Source organism: Rubripirellula amarantea, from assembly GCF_007859865.1.
Lineage (GTDB): Bacteria > Planctomycetota > Planctomycetia > Pirellulales > Pirellulaceae > Rubripirellula > Rubripirellula amarantea.
In genome coordinates this window covers 2,644,803-2,665,513 of the sequence record NZ_SJPI01000001.1, presented here as the reverse complement: position 1 = coordinate 2,665,513, position 20,711 = coordinate 2,644,803, and the positions used below count along the sequence as shown (strand labels likewise).

The following is a 20,711-nucleotide window of genomic DNA, read 5'->3' as shown; positions in this document are numbered from 1 at the left end:
AAATCGTAACCCAGCCTCTTTCATTCCATGCCACCGAGAAATAGTCATGCCCCAACGCATCGCCCTTCGCACTTTCGCTTTCTTTGCCTTGCTTACAGCAACAGGCCTTTCCAGCATGCCGGCTGATGAAGCCGACGAAGCAACCGTTCAATCCGAACTCGAACGTATAGATCAGAGTCTATCGACGATGTCGACCGATGACTTCGAAGGCGTCGATTCCGTCCGCAAACTCGTGAAGCAGGCCTTCGACCTGCAAATGAAACTGCAGGCCGAGCGTATTGAACGAGCGGAGCTAGATTTGGCTCGCGTCAAGCAACAATATGCCGAGCGGTTGAATTCGTCGGATGAAATTGTCGAACGCAAAGTCATCGAACTTACCAAGGTAGCGGAATCCGATAATACAATGCCCGCTAGCCTGCTATCGACCGAGGGCTGGAAAGCATGGGGACAGCGTGACTACCGCACAGCACTGACTAGGTTTGAAGCCGCCCTAAAGAAGGACCCTAAGTATATCCACGCAATCAACGGGCTCGGTTGGACACACATTCACCTTCAGGAATACGACAAAGCCATCGAAATCTTCAAGTCAGCGATGAAACTTGACCCCAACCATGGCGGCGTGACCAACGGACTCGGACAAGCGTTGATGTTGACCGGGCGATTTGATGAGGCGGAAGCCATGCTGACGGAAGCTACCGAATTCACCATCAAAGTGAATGGTGAAGCGAAAGCGATCCAACTGCAGATCACCGCGTCTTGGTTCGGGCTTGTCGAAACCCTGATGCGGCAAAAGAAATATGACGCCGTGATCGAGTGGACCGAGCGTTACCTTAAGCACGATCCCGAGAACGAGCGGATGAAGGATTACCTCGAAAAAGCCCAAGCCAATAAGTAATCGCCATTTAGCTCGGCAATTCCGATGGTGCTTCGACCGGTGGCAAAACGATTTCAGCGATCTTACCGTTCTTTTGAATCTCGTTCCCACGTCCGCCGCGCGACGTGACGCGATACTTGACGGTCGAAATCGTTTTCTCGGCGCCACGATTTGTCTTCACCAGCAACAAATCGCGATCGCCCGTGCTGGCTTTGAATCCCAACAACTCGTCTCCCTTGGCCAAACGAATAAGCGTCACGCCTTTGCCAGGTCCAGACAAGTAGTTGATCTCTTCGGCCGAACACACCATCGCCCGACAATCACGTGAGATCGCCAGGATCGTTTCGCTACCGTGAATCGAAACGACATCAATCACACGAGCATCACCGCTAACGCGTGCGTAACGACGACCGCTTCGTGTCGAGGCTTCGACGAAAGATTCCAAGCCAAATCGCAATGCGAACCCGTTGGAAGTTGCCGCCAACCCATGAGCCTCGGGACAAAGATCCGGCTTCTTAGGATCTTCCTTGACGTCACCGATCACACGTGGATCGAATGACATCACGGCGATGATCTTCTCGCCGTCTTTCATCTTAAAAAGCTTTTGAATGGGTTCGCCGAAACCAGTCGATGCCGGAATGTCGGCCATCCGAACGGTGTAGCAAACACCCAAGGACGAAAATAATCCGATCGTTTCTCGCGTGCTGCCCGCAACGCAGGCGAGCACCGAATCTCCCTGACGCAGGCGACTCTTGGATGGATCCGCGATCTGTTTTTGCCGCTTGATCCAACCGTCTCTTGTCACCATCACGTGGCAATCTTCGGCCACGATAAAGTCTTCGGCGGTGTACTCTTGCTCTTCAACGGTATCAATAATCGAACGCCGCTTGCCAGCTTCGTCTTTGCCATAATCGTTAACGAGCGTTTCGATCTCTTCACGAATGATTTTCCAACGGCCTGATGCGTTGGTGTCCTTCGTGTCTTCGTTAAGCAGTTTGCGAATATCACGAGCTCGTTTTTCTTTGGCTTTGAGTTCGTCAAGAATCAAGTTAATTTCGAGTCGTGCGAGCCGATACAGTTTCAATTCCAAGATCGCGTCGGTTTGTTCCTCGTCGAGACCGTTTCCCTTCGCGTCGGCGGGAAACTTTGCCATGATCTTTTTGGCCGCGTCGGGTTTACCGTCGCTGCGGCGAATGATGCGAATGATTTCGTCAAGCGCATCGAAGATCAGTGCGAAACCGTTGAGGATGTGAATCCGACGTTCAAGGCTGGCTAATTCGTTTTCCAATCGACGAGTCAGGACGTCGAGTCGGAAGTGTAAAAAGTGCCACAGAATTTCCTTTAGGCTCAAACGATTCGGCGCGCCGACTTCTGGATTTTCGGTCGGCACTAGACACGTCAAGTTGACGTTAAAATTATTCTGAAGCTGTGTGTTCTTGTACAGGAACGCGAGAACCTTGTTCTCATCAGCATCCTTTTTCAGCAGCAGGTCGACTCGAATTTCGTCAGTCGAAAGATCTCGCACTTCGGTGACCAACGGCAACTTGCCGCCGAAAACTAGCTCGCCAATGCGCTCGCACATCGTGGCTTTATTAACACCGAATGGAATCGAAACGATTTGCAAAACGCGATTGCCGTTGGGTGCTTTGACCATCTTGTGCGTGCCGCGAAGCTTGATGGTTCCCGTGCCCGTGGCGTAGATCTCGCGAAGTTCTTCCTTGGTGTTCGTAATTTGACCGCCGGTCGGAAAGTCGGGTCCCTGCACGGCGTCGTTGGCAACAAGCTGATAGTCTTTGACCTCGGGATCTCGCAACAACTTCAATAGTGCTAGGCAAACTTCCTTGAGGTTGTGTGGCGGAATGTTGGTTGCCATTCCGACGGCGATGCCGGTCGCGCCATTGACCAGCAGGTTGGGTACGCGTGATGGCAATACAACGGGCTCTTCGCGACTACCGTCATAGTTGGCTTTGAACGCAACGGTACGAGTAGCGAGGTCAGCCAAGATTTCAGCCGCCACCGGCGACATGCGACATTCGGTGTAACGCATGGCGGCGGCGTTATCGCCGTCAATGCTGCCGAAGTTACCGCTGCCGTCAACCAAAGGCATGCGCAACGAAAAGTTCTGCGACATTCGTACGAGCGCTTCGTAGATCGACGAGTCGCCGTGCGGGTGGTAATTACCCATCACGTCGCCGACGACCTTGGCACATTTTCGATGCTTCGCGGTTGCCGACAAACCCTGCTGGTTCATCGTGTACAGAATCCGTCGCTGCACCGGTTTGAGTCCGTCACGAACGTCCGGCAGGGCTCGGCTAGTGATCACCGACAACGAGTAGTTGAGATACTTTTCTTGAGCGGCTTGGCGCAACGGAATGCCGATCAGGGCTGGGTCGAGTCCTGAAAACAGTGAATCCGAGTCGCTGCTTTTTCCGGAGCTATCTTTCTTGTTGCTTTTACGCCGCTTAGCCACGCTCTGGTTGTCCTTTGTGAATTTGGAAAGCTGAATACAGGTCTTAAAATTGTCGAAGTGACGAACCTTTGCAGGTCCCCAGTCGAGCCAGGGAAGGTCGCCAATTCCCGCCGATCACGCCGCCGGAGCCGTCTTAAAGCATGTTCAATGATCTTGGATCAATATTGCATGTCTGAATGGGCGGAAGTTTATTCCGTTTGGGCAGACTATGCGAGCTGCGAAATTTGTTCGCATCACAGTCTCGAAGGCGGGTTATAGCGGTCGAACCCGAAAAAGCGAAACCTCTGATCGGGGAGGTACTTGCGGCGAATTGCTCAAAATTGATCCTGGGCATCCAATCACACCGAAGGAACTAGCAACCACGGTGCGGGCGCGATCGAAGGAAATGATCGCGAGTGCCGTATTTCGAACAACCATGGCCGGAGACGGCCGCGTCCACCCTCGGCTCACCCGCAAATTTCGCGAGTGGTTCCCGACGGTAAGCCCCTAGGGGCTGGGTTCACGGAGGAACCGGAGTATGAAAAAACGCAGCTTCTATCGACCCTTTTTCATCGCCGCCGGCCTACTGATGGCTGCAGCAGCCGCGACCGCCGAGGGTCAAGATGTCCTCGATCAAGGATTCATTGTTGGCGAACAGGTCATCAGTGATTCCGTTCTCGACACCGGAAGCTCTTACGTGGGCGACATGTCTGCCGAGTCCGCCGGCGTAGAAATTAGCGGAAGCTCCGGCTGCGCTAGCGGCGACTGTGGCGGAACAGGTTCGATGATCGGTCGCTCCTATGGCCAACCCGACCTGTTCTACAATTACTACACCCAGGGCAACGTCAACACGTCGAATGCCCAGATGTACGTTTCGCCATTGCCGGTACCGCCAAACGTCGGACACACTTTTTCGACCTACCAGCCTTTCAACCCCGAAGAAATGCTGTACTGGCACAAGAACCGCTACCATCGCTACTACGACAACGGACGTGGCATGAACCGCACCCGGGCCATTTATTACAGCCCACCAGTTCGACAAGCAGCAAGTAACCTGTACTGGAACTACTTGCGACTTCCTCGATAGTCCCAACTTCCTTGGTGGTCAGCTTAGTCGTCGCGGTCGAACCACTCGATTACCGACTTAACCGAAACGCCGAACCGTTGCCACTTGTTCAACTTTTGATATTGGACCTTAACCATGTTAGCCCGCACCTTAATTCTGTTTAGTGTCGTCGTAGCTTCGACGTTGATCGCAAACGAACGCACCGATGCGGGCGACCCTTACGCCATGACGCAGGTGTGGGCACATAACTTTTCGATGGACCGACCCTGGCACAGTGGCTACTACCACCAACAGTACGCACAACCGCTTGCGATCGTGGTTCCACCAACCGCTCACATGCGTCAAACGTTGTCTTGGGGCGTCAGTCAGAACCTGATGTACCCTGTGCATCACCAATTCGGACGCAGTGCAAACTCGCCAGGCGTTGGCCCCACCGGTGCCTATCGACCAACACCGCCTTGGCCCAGCCACACCGACCAATTCGGTTACAACTACGTTCGTGGCCCTTGGTAGTCAACGTGGCTAGGAAATCTGGCCTGGCAACTTGACTAGCCGGTGTGATCCGCTGGTTATAGGACCGGAGATCAACCGGCGAGAAAACCTTTTCTCTAGGCGACGCCGTTTCTAGGTGCCCGCACTGTTTCTAAGTGCGCACTGTTTCTAGGTGCCCGTACTAATTCTACGTGCCCGTTACTGGGGTTAAATGCCGCTGACGATCTTGAGGTCGTCGACCCAGGCATCGCTGTTGACGGCAATCCTTAAGCGGCTCTTTGTGGGGTGAGCGATGCCGGGTGAGGAAAACTCACCAACTTCTTCGCCATCAATTTTGACCGTCATCGTGTCGCCTAAGATCGCGATGCTCAAGTCATGCCATTGATCCGTCGCCAACTTGATTTTGAAGTTCTTGTTTTTTGACTTGGCCATTTGCTTTTGCTCGGCGGTGATTGTTCCGGCCTTGCGAGCTTCATAGATTTCTTGGTTCATGTTGCCCGTTTTCAAGTCGCTGATTTGCAACATCCCTGGCTTGATTCGCGCCATGCAAATGTGCCCTGCGTGGACGGACTTTTCTTTCATATCGGCGATGTTGAAACCAACGTCGTTCTTCTTTCCGATTTTGAACCGACAGGTGATGGTTGCATCTTGGAACGCTACGTCGTGCACCAATGAAACGCCATGATCGGCGTCCTCGTGCATGGTGATGTGGACCGCACCGTCCACCAAGTCGACTTGCTTGTTCCCCTTCGCCCGGGCTTTGCTATTGGTGGTCCAACCACCGCCAACGTCTTCTTTCTCAGGATTGCTTTCTTCGCGGTTGAAATCGTCCTGCAGCAGAACCGTTCCCTGGGCATCCGCCCACACCAATGAAGACGCAGGACAAAGGATCGCGGTGCAGAGTAAGAAAATCGAAGTGCGGTTCATCATTGGTTTTCTGAGGGAGAGTTCGTTTGGCGGATGCGGAAAGAGAATGGCCATATTGTACGCTCACTCAAGCGGTAGAATGTTGCGTCGGCCGCGAATGTCCGCTTCCATCCTTAACGTCCTACGATTCGAGATCGCCACCATGTCAGGCATGTTTAGCAGCAAGAAATCAGACGAGAATCGCCACGAACCCACATCGGTCACGGATGACCTGGGCAAATTAGTGCTCCGCGTGACGATCGGCGGGTTAATGCTTTTGCATGGCCTAGCGAAACTGAAGTCTGGCGTTGGCGGAATCGAGGGAATGCTCGAAGGCAAAGGGCTTCCAACATTCATAGCTTACGGCGTGTACGTGGGCGAGATCGTCGTCCCGATCCTGATGGCCCTGGGAGTGTTCACACGTATTTCGGCCTTGATATTCGCCTTCAACATGGTCGTCGCGATCTATTTGGCTCACGCCGGTGACCTGTTTTCGCTGGGCGATCACGGGGGTTGGGCTGTAGAATTAGCCGGGTTGTACTTGTTCGGAGCGGTGGCAATCGCGCTGCTTGGACCAGGTCGGTTTGCCTTGAAACGTGGTCACGGCCTACTGGAATAAAACTAGTGCCGACATCGACTCCCCTAAAGGAATCGGTTGGGATTTCCCAGGCCACAAACTTAGTTTGTCCGTTAGGAACGACCAAGTGCCGGGGTTACGACTTCCTTCCGCTCGATTTTCGGCTATTTTAAGGGTATTGGCGGAACAGGAAGTAACGTCAAGTCTTCTGGGATGAAAGTGGCGGGCGTTTCAACAGCGTTTGTAACCTCTCAGTTCAGAACCGAGTGGTAGGTAGAACCATTGTGTTGTGTAGGACGCGCGAAATTTTATGAGGCGGATCGCTTGCATCCCTGTTGGTTGCGAAGCGCGCCAGGTCACTTTTTTCTGATTTCTTAAGGGGGAATCAATTCCATGACCAAATGCAAGTTGGAATACATCTGGCTCGACGGCTACAAGCCCACTCAGAGTCTACGTAGCAAGACCAAAGTTGTTGACGATTTCAGCGGCAAAGTTGAAGACGCTGACATGTGGTGCTTCGACGGTTCATCCACCGAACAAGCCGCTGGTGGAAGCAGCGACCTGTTGCTCAAGCCTGTCTACTGCTGCCCCGACCCAGCTCGTCTGGGTACCGGTTTCCTGGTGATGTGCGAGGTATTAAATGCCGACAAAACGCCTCACGAGAGCAACGGTCGTTCTACGATCGAAGACGATGACAACGATTTCTGGTTCGGCTTTGAACAAGAGTACGTGCTTCAAGATATCGAAACCGGAAAGCCAGTTGGCTTCCCAATTAGCGGTTATCCCGCACCTCAGGGACCCTACTACTGCAGTGTTGGCGCCGCCAATGCTGTTGCCCGCGACATGGTCGAAGAACACTTCGACCTTTGCCTTGAGTGTGGCCTGAATGTCGAAGGCATCAACGCCGAAGTGATGATGGGCCAATGGGAATTCCAGATTTTTGCGAAGGGCGCTAAAGAAGCTGGTGACCAAATTTGGGTCGCCCGGTACTTGCTCGAGCGAATTGGTGAAAAGTACGGTCTGAAGATCGACTATCACTGTAAGCCCGTTAAAGGCGACTGGAACGGCAGCGGCATGCACGCCAACTTCTCCAACACGACTCTGCGAACCTGTGGATCGAAGGAAGTTTACGACGCGATTTGCCAAGCCTTCCAACCCCGTATCAAGGAACACATCGACGTGTATGGTGCTGACAACGAGCAACGCTTGACCGGTAAGCACGAAACCCAATCGATCGACGAATTCAGCTACGGTGTTTCCGACCGCGGTGCTTCGATTCGTATTCCAATCTTCACCGTCGAGCACGGCTGGAAGGGTTGGCTCGAAGATCGTCGTCCTGCATCCAACGCGGACCCTTACAAGGTGGCCGCCGAGATCATCAAGACCGTCAAGAGTGCAGCCGTCCCTGCCTAACGCTGGTCGACTGATATTTAGATAAACTATTGAAACTTGGCTGGTGCTCTAACGAGCATTAGCCAAGTTTTTTTATGGCCGCAGGTCGGCACCGACATGTTGGGTCAGCCGCCCAAGCCTAAACTGGGCAAGCCTAAACTAAGCCGAATCTCAGAACCACGGTGCGACGCCGGGCGACTAGCGTGCCTGCTATCCCACCCGTTACGCTTGCCGCATGCAAAAACTTCACGGAATCATTCCACCGCTGGTCACCCCATTGCTCGAAGACGACATCATTGATGTTGCCGGCACCGAGCGGTTGATCGAACATGTGATTGCCGGCGGTGTCCATGGCATTTTCATTCTGGGGACTACCGGTGAAGCCCCCAGCTTGAGCCATCGACTACGACGAGAATTCATTGAGCTCGTATGTCGGCAAGTCGGAGGTCGCGTTTGTGTATTGGTTGGCGTCACAGACCCTTCCTACGTCGAAACGATGCACCTCTCTCGCGCCGCCGCGGACGCAGGGGCCGACGCAACAGTACTGACCACGCCCTATTATTTTCCCGCGGGGCAAACCGAACTGCGGCGATACGTCGATCATGTTTGCGAGTCGATGCCACTGCCAATGATGGTCTACAACATCCCCAGCCTTACCAAAGTCCGGTTCGAACTCGAAACATTGAACCAGTTGGCGGACAATGACCGCATCATTGGCGTCAAGGACAGCAGTGGTGATTTCGACTACTTCGAGCAACTGATTACGCTCAAGACCAAACGCCCCGATTGGTCGATCTTCATCGGTCCCGAGCACTTGCTCACTCGGGCGATTGCCGTGGGCGGCGATGGCGGCGTCAATGGTGGCGCGAATATCTTCCCTTCGCTGTTCACCAAGTTGTATCAAGCGGCGATTGAAAACGATGAAGCACGTCGCGATGAATTGCAATTACAAGTCGAGCGTTTGCAGTTGATCTATGACGTGGGCAAGTACGCTAGTCGACATATCAAAGCCACCAAGAGTGCCCTGTCGATTCGCGGAATTTGCAGCGACGTTCTCGCTGAACCCTTCAATCATTTCCTCGAACCAGAGCGGACCATCGTGGCTGCGATTATCGCATCCATCGAAAACTAGGACATTGCCGCCATGAAATCCAACCACACGCCCGAAACGTTGGCCTTCCAAGACGGAAAGCTTTCGCTGATCGACCAAACCAAGCTACCGGGTGAACTCACCACGCTGGTTTGCGAAACGGTGGACCAGGCTCACGATGCAATCTACCGCCTCGTCGTACGCGGTGCTCCCGCCATCGGCATCGCGGCAGCCTACGGCGTCTGCTTAGCTCGAAACGCGAATAGCAGTCCGTCACGCCAAGCTTACTTGCAAGCGGCTGACCACCTAGCCACCAGCCGCCCCACGGCCGTTAATCTCTTTTGGGCGCTCGATCGGATGAAGGATGTCATCGAAGCCACCAAGGACGACACGCAATTGCCAACGGCTTTGCTCAACGAAGCGATCGCGATTCATGATGAAGATCGACAAATGTGCAAGGCGATGGGTCGGCACGGGGCAACGCTATTGAACGATTGCCATGCTGTGCTTACGCATTGCAATGCGGGCGGCTTGGCGACTTCGATGTGGGGTACGGCACTAGCGCCGATTTACCACCTACATGAACAGGGCCATTCAATAGAAGTCTTCGCCGATGAAACACGGCCGCTGCTTCAAGGAGCTCGTCTGACTGCATGGGAACTGGCCCAAGCGGGCGTTCCCGTCACGGTGTTGACCGATTCAATGGCAGGAAGCCTGCTGCGATCCGGCAAAATTGGCGCGGTCATTGTCGGAGCGGATCGAGTGGCCGCAAACGGAGACGCGGCCAACAAGATCGGCACTTATCCGCTGGCCGTGTTGGCGAAATATCACGATGTGCCGTTCTATGTGGTCGCACCGTCCAGCACGTTCGATTTGAAACTCGCTAGCGGTGACTTGATTCCGATAGAACAGCGACCTCGCGAAGAAGTCTCATGTCCTCATGGCGTCACCATCGTGCCCGAGGCAGCGGATGTATTGAACCCAGCGTTTGACGTCACTCCTGCAGAACTGATTGCCGCAATCGTCACCGAAAAAGGCATCATCGAAAATCCCAACTCGGCAAGCGTTCACGCGATGATTGGCGGTCCTTCCCAGCCAACAAGTTACGTTGGTTAAGGTCGCTTACGACACAACCGCTCGCGAATATCTTTCCTGAGCCAAATTCACAAAGCTGCGTTCCGACTTCAGAAACACCGCATGTGATTGAGGTATCAATTCGCGAACAACGAACAACGAACAACGAACAACGAACAACGAACGCCGTGACCCGGGTGCTGCGAGTTGATCAATCACACTGCACGATCAATCATACTGGCACGATCACTTCTTCCGACAAACGAAAGACGTGCTTAGACAAAGGGTGCGATTGCCGATTGGCATCCGCTGCGACAGTGCTGCATAGTTGTTGGTGAATTTCGTCGGGAGTGTCCATTGACCAAGCGATCAAAAAGTCTCGATTGGGGACACCCGCGTAAACGGTGCCTACATCCTCATCATCGAGTTCATCGAGCAAGATTTTCCGCACTTCTGGCAACAGAATCCTGGCTGCGTCATAACCGTCGCCGGTTTGGATGACCAGCAACTTGACTCCACCGGGAACCAAAGAGACTTCCAATTGCTCCGACGCTTTCACAAGATTGGCCTTCGCAACCTCGATCAAGTCAACACTTGTCTGTTGCCAACGCTCTGCATCTTCAGGCCGCACATAGGCGTACCCATCAGGCGAATCGATCACAACGCTTGACGTCACATCATCGGCAAAGGGAAACGTGACAGCATGCCCCAAAGTCGACACGCGGGTACTGACTAATTGCAATCTCAGGCGATCGCGAGCGTCTCCCCAAGCATCAGGAATGGGATTCAAGTTCGATTCGACCATTTGAAAGATGGCCGCGAACTTCGCCTTGATCATGCCATCAAATTCATCATCCGCGATCGGCGACTGCTGGTACTGCGCGTACAAGTTCGCCATCCCAAATTGCATCTCGCCACTATGGATCAACCCCAGTTCTTCACCGAGAGTAAAGAGACGGTCCGGGAATGATTTCTTAAGCGAATCCAAGACGCGGCGAGTGAAGGCATCAATGTCCATGTTCATACTTTCGGCAATGGCGTGCAATATGTTGCAATTGTACCGAATCAAGCATGAACGAGGGAAGAAACTCAAACGCGACGAAGTTGCATCGTGTCGATTACTTCTTGATGAGCTAACGCGTTGGTAATCACCACCAGCCACGTGCCAGAACTGACCCACCCTTTTTGCCTGAGCGTGTTCATCGCATCCGCGATCGTTTTCTCGGGGTCATCCGAAAAGTTGATCAAGAATGGCTCCACACCCCATGGCAAGAGAGTTTGACGGAACGTGGATTCGACATCGGTGAACGCAAAAATGGGGACTCCACGCGGACGAAGCGCCCCGAGGACATAGGCCAGAAATCCGCTACGTGTAAACACAACGATCCCAGATTGCTTTCCGTCTTCCGATGCCAAGTCTTGGGCCAACATTGCCGCCGCACGCAGCATTTTTGATTTGGGTTCGTGCAACTCAATATCGTCGTTAAGCTCAGCACTAACACTAGGTTCAATCTCTTGAATGATGCTTACCAGTGTGTCGACCGATTCGATGGGATAGTCGCCCGTCGTTGTTTCGCCCGATAACATGACTGCGTCGGCTTGCTCGCGAACGGCATTGCAGACGTCTGAAATTTCGGCGCGAGTCGGAATCGGCGACTCGATCATCGACTCCAACAAATGCGTTGCGATGATCACAGGCTTTCCTTCAGCCTGGCACGCTTTCACTAGCTGGGTTTGAACGAGCGGCAATTTGGGCAGGTCAATCTCGATGCCCAAGTCACCGCGAGCGACCATCACTGCGTCAGACGCTTTGATGATTTCTGCCATATTGCGAACGCCCGCTTGCTCTTCGATTTTCGCAATGATCCTTGCATCAGAATCTTCAGCAGCTAAAAATCGGCGAAGTTGATGAATGTCCTCGGCGCGACGGACGAATGACAATGCCACGAAGTCGATGCCCGCTTCGACTCCCGCTCGCAAATCGACTTGATCCTTTTCGGTCAGTGCTGGCAAGTCAACATGAACACCGGGCAAGTTGATGTGTCGACGCGACGAGAGCGTTCCGTTAGTCCTGACTTCGCAAGTTACAGAACTGTCTGTTTTGCTCACGACTTTCCATCGCATCAAACCGCTATCGACAAGAACCGTGGCGCCAATTTCCACGGCGTCCGGAAACCCTTCGTAGTTGACGTCAACGACGGGGATAGAGCTACCTTCCATCGACTGCGCATTCTTGGTGACCAACATCAACTGATCACCCTTCTTAAGTTCAATCGGGTGCTCGACGAGTCCGGTTCGAATTTCCGGCCCCTTCACATCCATCATCACCGCAACTTGGCGATTAATTTGGTTCGAGATGCGCCGAATCGTTGCAACGATTTCGATTACCCACTCGGGTGAACCGTGAGCCATGTTGAGTCGCACCACGTCCACGCCCGCTTGAATAAGCTCGATGAGCTTTTCATCCGAGGACGTAGCCGGTCCGAGTGTTGCGATGATTTTGGTGTGTCGATAGTGAGCAGATAAGTTGGGCATGAAAGGAAAGACCAAAACTAACAGGTGACTCGACGTAGTAAGACCCAAACAACCACGCTCGCCAAAGCGTCATTTTGTTGTTCAAACGCCGATAGCGTAGCGACAATTGGGCCACGCGACTGCTGCAAATCAAATCCAATGGCTGCGAGGTTGAAAATCCCCGTTCAGAAGCCCGATAAGGTCGCAAACTTTTCCCATTTAAGGTCAGACCTGCTCTGCCTAGCAAGAAAGATTGCCCAAGCTTTACGCATCTACCGCTGGCGAACTGCAGGATTTCGAGGCAAAGAACAGGTACCAACCCGCGAAATCTATCGTTGAATTCGTCCGCTTGGCGAGCATTGGTTCGCCAGGACGGTTATGTGAAGTAAGCAAAAAGTCACAACAAAAGGCACGTTTATGTGAGATCAAGACGCCTTAAGGTGTCAATTAACGGCCCCCATAAAGCAGTTCCAGGTCGATTGCGGTACATTGATTGCATCGGTGACCGCTCGTACTCGTACCCACTTCCATACTGAGGGGACGATGTGTCGGTCCCACGGAAATTCAACTCATGTCATCTTGCGAACTCGGCACTGCCGACGCTAGCGATTCTTTCGCAAACGAAAGGCCACTTGATTCTTCGATGTCTCTTCGGCCCGCCAAACCGTCCAATGAACAACTAGGCCTCTCGACGCTTGAGGACATCAGCCACCTGATCCTCCAGTCGCACGACCTCAACGAGACTCTGCAGAACATTGTTGCTCTTGTCGCTTCGCGCATGCGAACCGAGGTTTGCACGATTTACCTGTGCGAGGGCGACCAACTTTCTTTGAGCGCCACGGTGGGATTATCATCCAAAGCAGTGGGGCAAACCCAATTGAAAGTTGGGCAGGGCTTGGTAGGGCACACCGCCAAGACTTGCTCGGTCGTCAATGTGACCGAACCGCAACTCGACGAACGGTACTGCTTCATCGTTGATTCAGATGAAGAAATCTACCATTCGTTTCTAGGCATTCCCGTCTTCGATCGTGGAAACCTACTGGGTGTCATGGCGATTCAAACAATTGCGCCACGAGTATTTGACGCGGTAGAAATCAGCACGCTCAGCACGATCGCGTTTCAATTGTCGTCCGTGGTTGCTAACGCACGACTGCTGAACCAACTGGCGCTAGCGCCGCCCCGCACACCTATTACTCAACGTACGCTCGAATCGCCCGAACAAACACACGTGACGCTAGTTCGCGGGGAACAAAGCTTCGGTGGAGTCGTGATCGGCCCGGCTCATGTCATTGATGGAGCGATGGGCGTCGCCGAGATTGTTGACGAAGCCACCACCGATTCCGTCGCCGAGATTGAAAAACTTAACGAAGCCTTCGCGGCCGCTAGAATTCAAACGCTCTATCTCGAGAAAAAAATCGCTGAACGCTTAGACGAGCGTGATGCCGCGATCTTCCATTCTCACTTGATGATCCTTCAGGACCGCGTTTTCGTCGACAAAATCAAAGCACTAATTCACGATGGCTTTGGAGCGATATCGGCGGTCAAACAGGTTGTCTCTGATTATGTACGAACCTTTCGCGAGATTGCTGATCCCTATTTGCGGGCGCGAAGTGCCGATGTCGAAGATGTAGGTCGTCGGTTGCTTGCCCACCTATGCGGCAAAAACCCCGGCGACCATCTGCACCTTGCGTATTCCGGAATCGTGGTGGCTCATGAGCTGCACGCCTCGGAAATCGCGGTCATGGACCTTGATCGAGTGCAAGGCATTGTTCTGGAAAAAGGCGACTCCAATTCACACGCCGTGATCGTGGCAAAGTCGCTCGGGATCCCCACCATCATTGGTGCCGCAGATGTGGTAGCCCACGTCGAACCAGGTTGCTTGGTGATCTTGGACGCGCCTACCAAGACCTTGCATATCGAACCGTCTAAGACGCTTCGACGCGAGTACGCTCGTTTGGTAAAGGAAGCCAAGAGCCGCGTCGAATCACTGCAACGCTACGTCGACCAACCCGCCACGACGACCGATGGCTTGACCGTGACCTTGCGAGCGAACATCGGACTACGAAGCGATGTTGAAATTGCGGTGCGCAACGGTGCTGAAGGCGTTGGACTTTATCGAACTGAGTTGCCGTACATGGCCCAGTCCAGCTTTCCTGATCGCGAGGCCCAATACGAGATTTACCGACACGTCGTCGAAGGTTTCCGCAACTACGAAGTCACCATTCGAACACTCGACATCGGTGGTGACAAACCGTTGTCGTACTTCGACACGCCGCGCGAGGACAACCCGTTCTTGGGTTGGCGAAGCATTCGCGTGTCGCTCGACAATCTCGACATCTTCCGCACCCAAATCGAAGCGATCTTGATGGCCGCCACTCACGGTAACGTCAAGTTGATGTTCCCTATGGTCACGAACATCGACGAGATTGTTCAAGCCAAGTCGATCGTCAATGAGGCAAGGAAGTCGTTGACCCAGGAAGGTTGGGACATCCCCGACGTGCCCATCGGGATGATGATCGAAACGCCTTCCTCGGTAATCATGGCGGATTTGTTCGCTAGAGAAGTTGATTTCTTTTCGCTTGGAACCAATGACTTAGTCCAATACCTGCTGGCCGCTGATCGCGGCAACACAAAGATAAGCAACTATTACCAGTCGCTTCATCCCGCAGTCTTAAAAGCAATCGCGACCGTTGTGGATGTCGCTCAACGACACAAGATACCGGTTAGCATCTGCGGCGAGATGGTCGGCGACCCCCGCAGCCTGGGAATTTTGGTCGGACTCGGTTTGCGAGAATTCTCGGTGTCGTCGCCGTTGATCCTTTCGCTCAAAGCAATGCTGGTTGAACAGTCGGCGAAGAAACTCAAGAAACTCGCAAAGGACTGCTTGAAGTGTTCTACGACGGCCGAGATCAAGGCACTGACCGAAAAAACTCTCGGTGCGATTTAAGGATCATTGCGAATAGGAAACGCCTAGCACCCGTGGTTTGCCGAAGGTGATGTTCGAACTTCTTCCGTCGACAATGACAGAGTTTCAATCAGGGCATCGAAACTTGGCTAGGGTGCTTCAAGTATCCGATCAAATCTCGGATGTCGGTTTCTGTCAATTGATCCAACAACCCATCCGGCATCGGTGACTTGTCCGTGACCTTTCGCTGCACAACAAGTTCCTTGTCAAGCGTGATCAACTCCGTCGCTGTCTGAATCGTGACCGCGTTGTCGTTTTCGCTCGTGACCAAACCGCTGACCACCCGACCATCGTCGAGCAACAACAACGTCATTCGAAAATCTTTGTCGACGACGCTGCTAGGTGACACAATGTTATCAAGCAGGTAGTCCAAGTTGCCGCGATTGGCACCGGTCAGATCAGGTCCGATCTTTTGCCCTTCACCGTAGAGCTTGTGGCAATTTTGGCAAGACTTCGCGAATACCGATCGACCATGTGACTTGTCCGCCTCGGCCAAGTAATCGTCCGTTAGCACACTTTTAAGTTTTTCGATTTGCTTGGCCATTGCTTCAGGCGCATCTCGCACCTCGCCCCACACCTCCCGCACTCGCTCTGAGAGCTCGGGGTCATTGAAGCCGTGAAGTTGGCGGACTTGATACGCCGAAAGGTCCTTTCGCTGAATCTTTCCTTTCGCAATCGCATCGAGCATGGGCAACGCGAACGACTTTCGAGACACCAGGATTGACATCACCTTGGGACGTTGAGGGGCTCGAAATCTTTGGTAGCGATCAACAATCGTCTTTCCAATCTCGGGATCATCGAACTTCGACAAACCCCGAGCGGCCATCACGTTCATACGAGCATCCCCAAGCAGATTCATGCAAATACCGCGAAGGTTCTTTGCGTCGGACTGAATCAGGGTCTCCAATGCGGCGTGACGCATTTCGAAGTCAGCATCCACCTTTCCCGTGACAATATCCGTCAGCTCATCCATCGCCCGCCCGTCACCAAACACAACACTCAGTTCGCGAACGACAGGCTGCAATGACGGGGTCGTGATCGTTACGACGGAATCCCATGACTGAGGACGAGGCGCTTGACGACGGCCTTTGAGACCTTGAGCAACTCCGGCCAACACAGCATGCTGGTAAGACTCGTCATTCTTTTTCGCGGCATACTCGAGCAAAGCGCTGATTGGCTCTGGATCCGAGTCAATCTTTTCAGCCAACGCGCGAGCAATCAAACGTAGCGTCGTGGTGTATTGGCAAGTCTTGGCAACATCGACTAACTGCTCAGGCGACGTCTGCGCAACCGGGATCAGTCCGTACCAGATCATCAGCGGCAAGTTGTGATCATCATTTGCCACATTGTGACTGGATAGCAGTTTAGCGATCGACGCTCGCTTTTCGACCGGCAACCGTTGCAGGCATGACGCGATCGTTAGGTCGACAAAAGGCGAGTCCGCCGCTTCAACGGCACTGGTTATCAGCGTCAGCAACGTTTCAAGTTCGTCTTGCGTCTGGTTCGACGGACGGTTTTGTTTCCAGTCCGGACCAAACGCGTCATCAATTGGAAAGACCTCGGCGGCCAATCGAATCTCAGTCGCTCTGGCGTACTCACTCTTGTAGTTCATGCCCCAGTTGAGCTTCCCAATGATGTGCAACATCAATTGAGCCTGCACTTCGGTGGCTGCGTCCGGAGCAGTCAGCAAGGTGTCGGTCAAGAACGCGGCAACACCGGACATGTCCTGTCCATCCGCCCTTCGAGAGGCAAGTTCAATCTTTGCCTGACGACGGTACCAGACGTTTTCGTCGGTAACGGTTTTGGCTAGATCCAACGATGACCAAGTTTTCAGGTCTGGCTTTGCCGCAATCTTGCTACCGTGACTGACCTTAAAGATGCGACCACTCGTTCGATGGACTCCCGTGTGCTCGTGACATTCACCCGCATCACTCCAATCAAGAATGAAGGCATTGCCATCGGGACCGCTAGTTATTTCCATCCCGCGAAACCATGGGTCCGCCGCTAAGAACGTGTCTTTACCATGGTGGGCAACGTAACCGCTTCCGTCTCGTTCAAGAATTTCTTGATTGGCACGTCGACCGTGAAAGTTCAACGTGAATAGCCTGCCACGATATTGACTTGGCCACGTACCGCCCTGATAGATCATGGTACCACTATGCGCATGGCCACCGCCGTAAGAGTTGGCGACGCCGTCACGTGACATGTTCCAAGCTTGCCCGGTATCGAAGTGCCAGTGATCAGCATGGAAGTCAATTAGCTCGTATGTCTTACCGTTCGGGTCAAGTGTAAATGGGCGAGTGAAGTGAGCTCCTGGGATCATATGCCACAAATGGCCGTTAACAGTGTTGACGAAAAACGCTTCGCCTACGTCGTTCCAGTCGTGCCCCCATGGGTTGGTCGTCCCGGTCGTTAGCACCTCCACAGCTTGAGTGTCGGGGTGGTATCGCCACATTCCGCCTTCGATAGCTAAGCGATCTTCGTCAGCCGTTCCGGGTCGCCCGATTCGCCCGGGGCAAGAACCTCCGCAGCGTCCATACAGCCAACCATCCGGACCAAAGCGAAGCCCATTGGCAAAGTTGTGGTAGTTCTGATCGGCAACCTTAAAGCCATCAAGTACGACTTCGCCTTCGTTATCAGGCACATCGTCGTGATCCGCATCCGGAATAAAGATCAACTGCGGCGGGCACATCAACCAAACACCGCCACGCCCGACCTCCACACTAGTTAGCATTTGGACGTCATCCGTGAACACCGTTCGCTCGGTGAATTGATCCTGATCGGTGCCGCCGAAGATCACGATGCGGTCTCGCAAATCGAGTTGAAATCGTTGGTCGCGTTCGGCGTACGTGTAGTTCTCGGCGACCCACAATCGTCCACGCGAATCCCAAGCCGCATCAATGGGGTTTTGCACATCCGGTTCCCCAGCAAACGCCGTGACGCGAAATCCTTCGGGGACACTCATCTTGGCAGCCGCTTCGTCAGCGGGCATGAGCGACTTCTCCGATTCCGGTTCGGTGTTAAACAGCTCAGGAAAGTCCGCAAAGCAAACGCTAGCCAACAACCAAGACAAACTAAAAGCGAGCGAAAAACGCATGAAGGCTCCGAGCCGAAAGAACAATAGAAACCAAGACGATCGAACTATGATAACCAGTGCCTCGAGGGCTAACTAATTTTCGATACGTGTAATCTTGTGAGGTGAGCGAAGCTCTAACAAAGTATCGACATCGCCATACTTGACGCTGCCGGGAACGAACATGGGATCGGAATAGTCATTGACGTGCTCGTAGCGAAATTCAGCACCGTCGATCTGAAAATCATCTACCCTTTCACCCGCAATCGCTGCTGCGGCGGCGGACCAAGCAATCGAATCCCCGGAACTCGATAAGACCAGTTCACCCTGGTCGGCATGATGATTTTGCTCGGCATGAGCGACCACCCTAAGCAAGTCGCCGCATCTCTCGACCGCGAGTGGCCGATTATAGGCGTACGAAAACGCGCTGTATTGACGATCGTCGTCGACGAGCCGTTGTTTCGACCAAGCGTGACCATCCGACGTGAACTCGCCTTGCCCCAGCACATCGGGAACCAGCACCGTAAATCCATCGCGTATCGCCGACTCAATCCGATCCCGGGATTCTGCATGTGACAAGGAATGTGCCTTGCCTTCTTTGGCCGTCCAAATCATGACGCGATTCCCCTTGGCCTCGGGCGAACGTAGCGTCAACAGAGGAATCTCAACTTCGCCGATCTCGTCTCGCAACAACCCACGTTCGATTTCCATTCCTTCATGAAGGCCTGAACCTACACGTTCGTATGTCACCATCGCGGGAATGGAAACATCGAAGATAATTGACCAAGCTTGGCCCAATGCATCGCGTCGCTCTTGCGCATCAAGAGATGCTATTGCCTTGGCCGTTTGAGTGTCAAACCACTGACACACCTGCTGTTCGTGTTCGACACCACTTTGCTTGGGCGCCGGATGATCCGTATCCCACACCACCAACTCGGTCTCGGTAAGCGGCACGTAGTCCTGTTCCACCACCGGTTCGCCCAAACCTAGTTCGAGGTGTTTGTTCATCCACTGGTACATCGTTGCCCGAGTGACGTAGTTGTAGTTGTGTTTAAAGTGCAACATTGGCCGGCAATAGACGTCCGCCTCGTCGCCGATCATTGCGTACAGATGGCGAAGCTCTGGATAACCATCGGTCATCATGTCTTTGGTCCAATCATCAGCGGCGGTCATCGCCATTGGCTTAGGTGCGACCAGGGCGGCCAATTCAACGTTACCGGTTCCCACGCGAAGGTAATTGCAATTCTCGCAGTAACACCCACCTTGCATCGAAGTTGACACCATGCCGTTGGGGAACGTCACCTTCACTCGATCATCAATCGCTCCTAGCAGGATGGATTGTGTTCCGCCTCCACTGCCACCGGTCACAGCCAAACGGTCGGCGTCTACGTCGGGCAACGAAGCCAAGAAGTCGAACGCTCGAACGAGGTTCCAGGTTTGCAATCCCATCAACGACTGCAACCTTAGATCCGCATCGGCACTGTACATCACCCAGCGTCCTGGCGTACGTATCGACTCTTCCGGCCGAGCTTTGGCGTGGCGGTGAGCGACCTCAAACGAGATTTGATTCGAGTCGCCGTAGCCGAGCATATCGAAAATGAACGTGACACAGCCCATTCGTGCCAGCGTTGCGCAACGCGCTAGCTTTGGCATTCGACCGGATTCCGGAAAATGTTCCGCGCCGATTTCCAGTTGCGATTTCAGTTCCGCATCACTGTACGCTTGGTTTCGTCCGCCGTGACCATGCGGACAAAGTACACCAGGATATCGAGGGCTGTCCGAACTATCAGTTCCCGCTTCAACATCCTGAACACGATCGGGATCAGGTCGAAACAACAGTCCCGTTACAAAATGACCGGGCAGGCTTTCGAAATAGACCTTTTCGACCGAAAAACCATCACGTTGGATTTTCGTATGAACCACCGCGTTGAGCGGCGTTTTCTCGGGCATCGGCCACAACCCCGTGGCTACAAGCACACGACGACGCAACTGCTCGCTTCGCGTTTGCCATTGCCCAGCATTGTCGGGCACTTGCATTGGAAAATGATCGTCGAGTGTCTTTGCATCCTTCAGTCTCGCATCACGCGGCAACTCGCCCGCACCTAGTACTTTGGTTGCAGCGGACGCTTGATCCTTGTCGGCGTCATTTTCAGCAATGAGTACTTGGGCCATGACAGTTCGTTCAAAGCAAAACTCAAATACGATTGAGTTTGCTACGATGGCGAAACAAACGATCCAT

Annotated in this window: 14 protein-coding genes; 8 read left to right on the top strand and 6 right to left on the bottom strand. The window is 53.4% G+C overall.

Features of this window, described 5'->3' with window-relative positions:
• Positions 1 to 46: 46 nt before the first annotated feature.
• Entirely contained in the window at positions 47 to 895 is an 849-nt protein-coding gene (locus Pla22_RS09705) for a tetratricopeptide repeat protein (RefSeq protein ID WP_146514432.1), read from the top strand.
• A gap of 7 nt (positions 896 to 902) precedes the next feature.
• Here the strand turns inward: Pla22_RS09705 and Pla22_RS09700 are convergent, their stop codons facing one another.
• Positions 903 to 3,344 (bottom strand): DNA gyrase/topoisomerase IV subunit A, encoded by a 2,442-nt coding sequence (locus Pla22_RS09700; protein ID WP_146514431.1) that lies wholly within the window; start codon positions 3,342 to 3,344, stop codon positions 903 to 905.
• Between the two features lie 517 nt (positions 3,345 to 3,861).
• Here Pla22_RS09700 and Pla22_RS09695 point away from each other — a divergent pair.
• Both Pla22_RS09695 and Pla22_RS09690 read left to right on the top strand, forming a co-directional pair.
• Positions 3,862 to 4,410 carry a hypothetical protein gene (locus Pla22_RS09695; RefSeq protein ID WP_242631904.1) on the top strand — a complete coding sequence of 183 codons (549 nt, stop codon included), beginning with the start codon at positions 3,862 to 3,864 and terminating at the stop codon, positions 4,408 to 4,410.
• Between the two features lie 114 nt (positions 4,411 to 4,524).
• Entirely contained in the window at positions 4,525 to 4,902 is a 378-nt protein-coding gene (locus Pla22_RS09690; RefSeq protein ID WP_146514430.1) for a hypothetical protein, read from the top strand.
• Between the two features lie 186 nt (positions 4,903 to 5,088).
• Here the strand turns inward: Pla22_RS09690 and Pla22_RS09685 are convergent, their stop codons facing one another.
• Complete coding sequence (locus Pla22_RS09685; protein WP_146514429.1) at positions 5,089 to 5,808, bottom strand: family 16 glycoside hydrolase; 720 nt, start codon at positions 5,806 to 5,808, stop codon at positions 5,089 to 5,091.
• 97 nt (positions 5,809 to 5,905) lie between these two features.
• Here Pla22_RS09685 and Pla22_RS09680 point away from each other — a divergent pair, with 97 nt between their 5' ends.
• The 4 genes from Pla22_RS09680 to mtnA all read left to right on the top strand — a co-directional run bounded on the left by Pla22_RS09680 (position 5,906) and on the right by mtnA (position 9,962).
• Entirely contained in the window at positions 5,906 to 6,406 is a 501-nt protein-coding gene (locus Pla22_RS09680) for a DoxX family protein (protein ID WP_207310326.1), read from the top strand.
• Between the two features lie 351 nt (positions 6,407 to 6,757).
• Complete coding sequence (locus Pla22_RS09675; protein ID WP_146514428.1) at positions 6,758 to 7,777, top strand: glutamine synthetase beta-grasp domain-containing protein; 1,020 nt, start codon at positions 6,758 to 6,760, stop codon at positions 7,775 to 7,777.
• A 214-nt stretch (positions 7,778 to 7,991) separates the two neighbouring features.
• Entirely contained in the window at positions 7,992 to 8,888 is an 897-nt protein-coding gene (locus tag Pla22_RS09670; protein WP_146514427.1) for a dihydrodipicolinate synthase family protein, read from the top strand.
• A 12-nt stretch (positions 8,889 to 8,900) separates the two neighbouring features.
• On the top strand, positions 8,901 to 9,962 hold the full coding sequence (gene mtnA, locus Pla22_RS09665) for an S-methyl-5-thioribose-1-phosphate isomerase (RefSeq protein WP_146514426.1): 1,062 nt from the start codon (positions 8,901 to 8,903) through the stop codon (positions 9,960 to 9,962).
• Between the two features lie 190 nt (positions 9,963 to 10,152).
• Here the strand turns inward: mtnA and Pla22_RS09660 are convergent, their stop codons facing one another.
• Entirely contained in the window at positions 10,153 to 10,938 is a 786-nt protein-coding gene (locus Pla22_RS09660; RefSeq protein WP_146514425.1) for a DUF1444 family protein, read from the bottom strand.
• Positions 10,939 to 11,009: 71 nt separating this feature from the next.
• Positions 11,010 to 12,455: a pyruvate kinase gene (gene pyk, locus Pla22_RS09655; RefSeq protein ID WP_146514424.1), complete on the bottom strand. Its 1,446-nt coding sequence runs from the start codon at positions 12,453 to 12,455 to the stop codon at positions 11,010 to 11,012.
• A 550-nt stretch (positions 12,456 to 13,005) separates the two neighbouring features.
• Between pyk and ptsP the strand changes: the two genes are divergently transcribed.
• Positions 13,006 to 15,381 carry a phosphoenolpyruvate--protein phosphotransferase gene (gene ptsP, locus Pla22_RS09650; RefSeq protein ID WP_207310325.1) on the top strand — a complete coding sequence of 792 codons (2,376 nt, stop codon included), beginning with the start codon at positions 13,006 to 13,008 and terminating at the stop codon, positions 15,379 to 15,381.
• A gap of 88 nt (positions 15,382 to 15,469) precedes the next feature.
• Here the strand turns inward: ptsP and Pla22_RS09645 are convergent, their stop codons facing one another.
• Together Pla22_RS09645 and Pla22_RS09640 are read right to left on the bottom strand one after the other, a co-directional pair.
• Entirely contained in the window at positions 15,470 to 18,496 is a 3,027-nt protein-coding gene (locus Pla22_RS09645) for a PVC-type heme-binding CxxCH protein (protein WP_146514423.1), read from the bottom strand.
• 72 nt (positions 18,497 to 18,568) lie between these two features.
• Positions 18,569 to 20,644 (bottom strand): glucuronyl esterase domain-containing protein, encoded by a 2,076-nt coding sequence (locus Pla22_RS09640; protein ID WP_165440584.1) that lies wholly within the window; start codon positions 20,642 to 20,644, stop codon positions 18,569 to 18,571.
• Positions 20,645 to 20,711 lie beyond the last annotated feature (67 nt).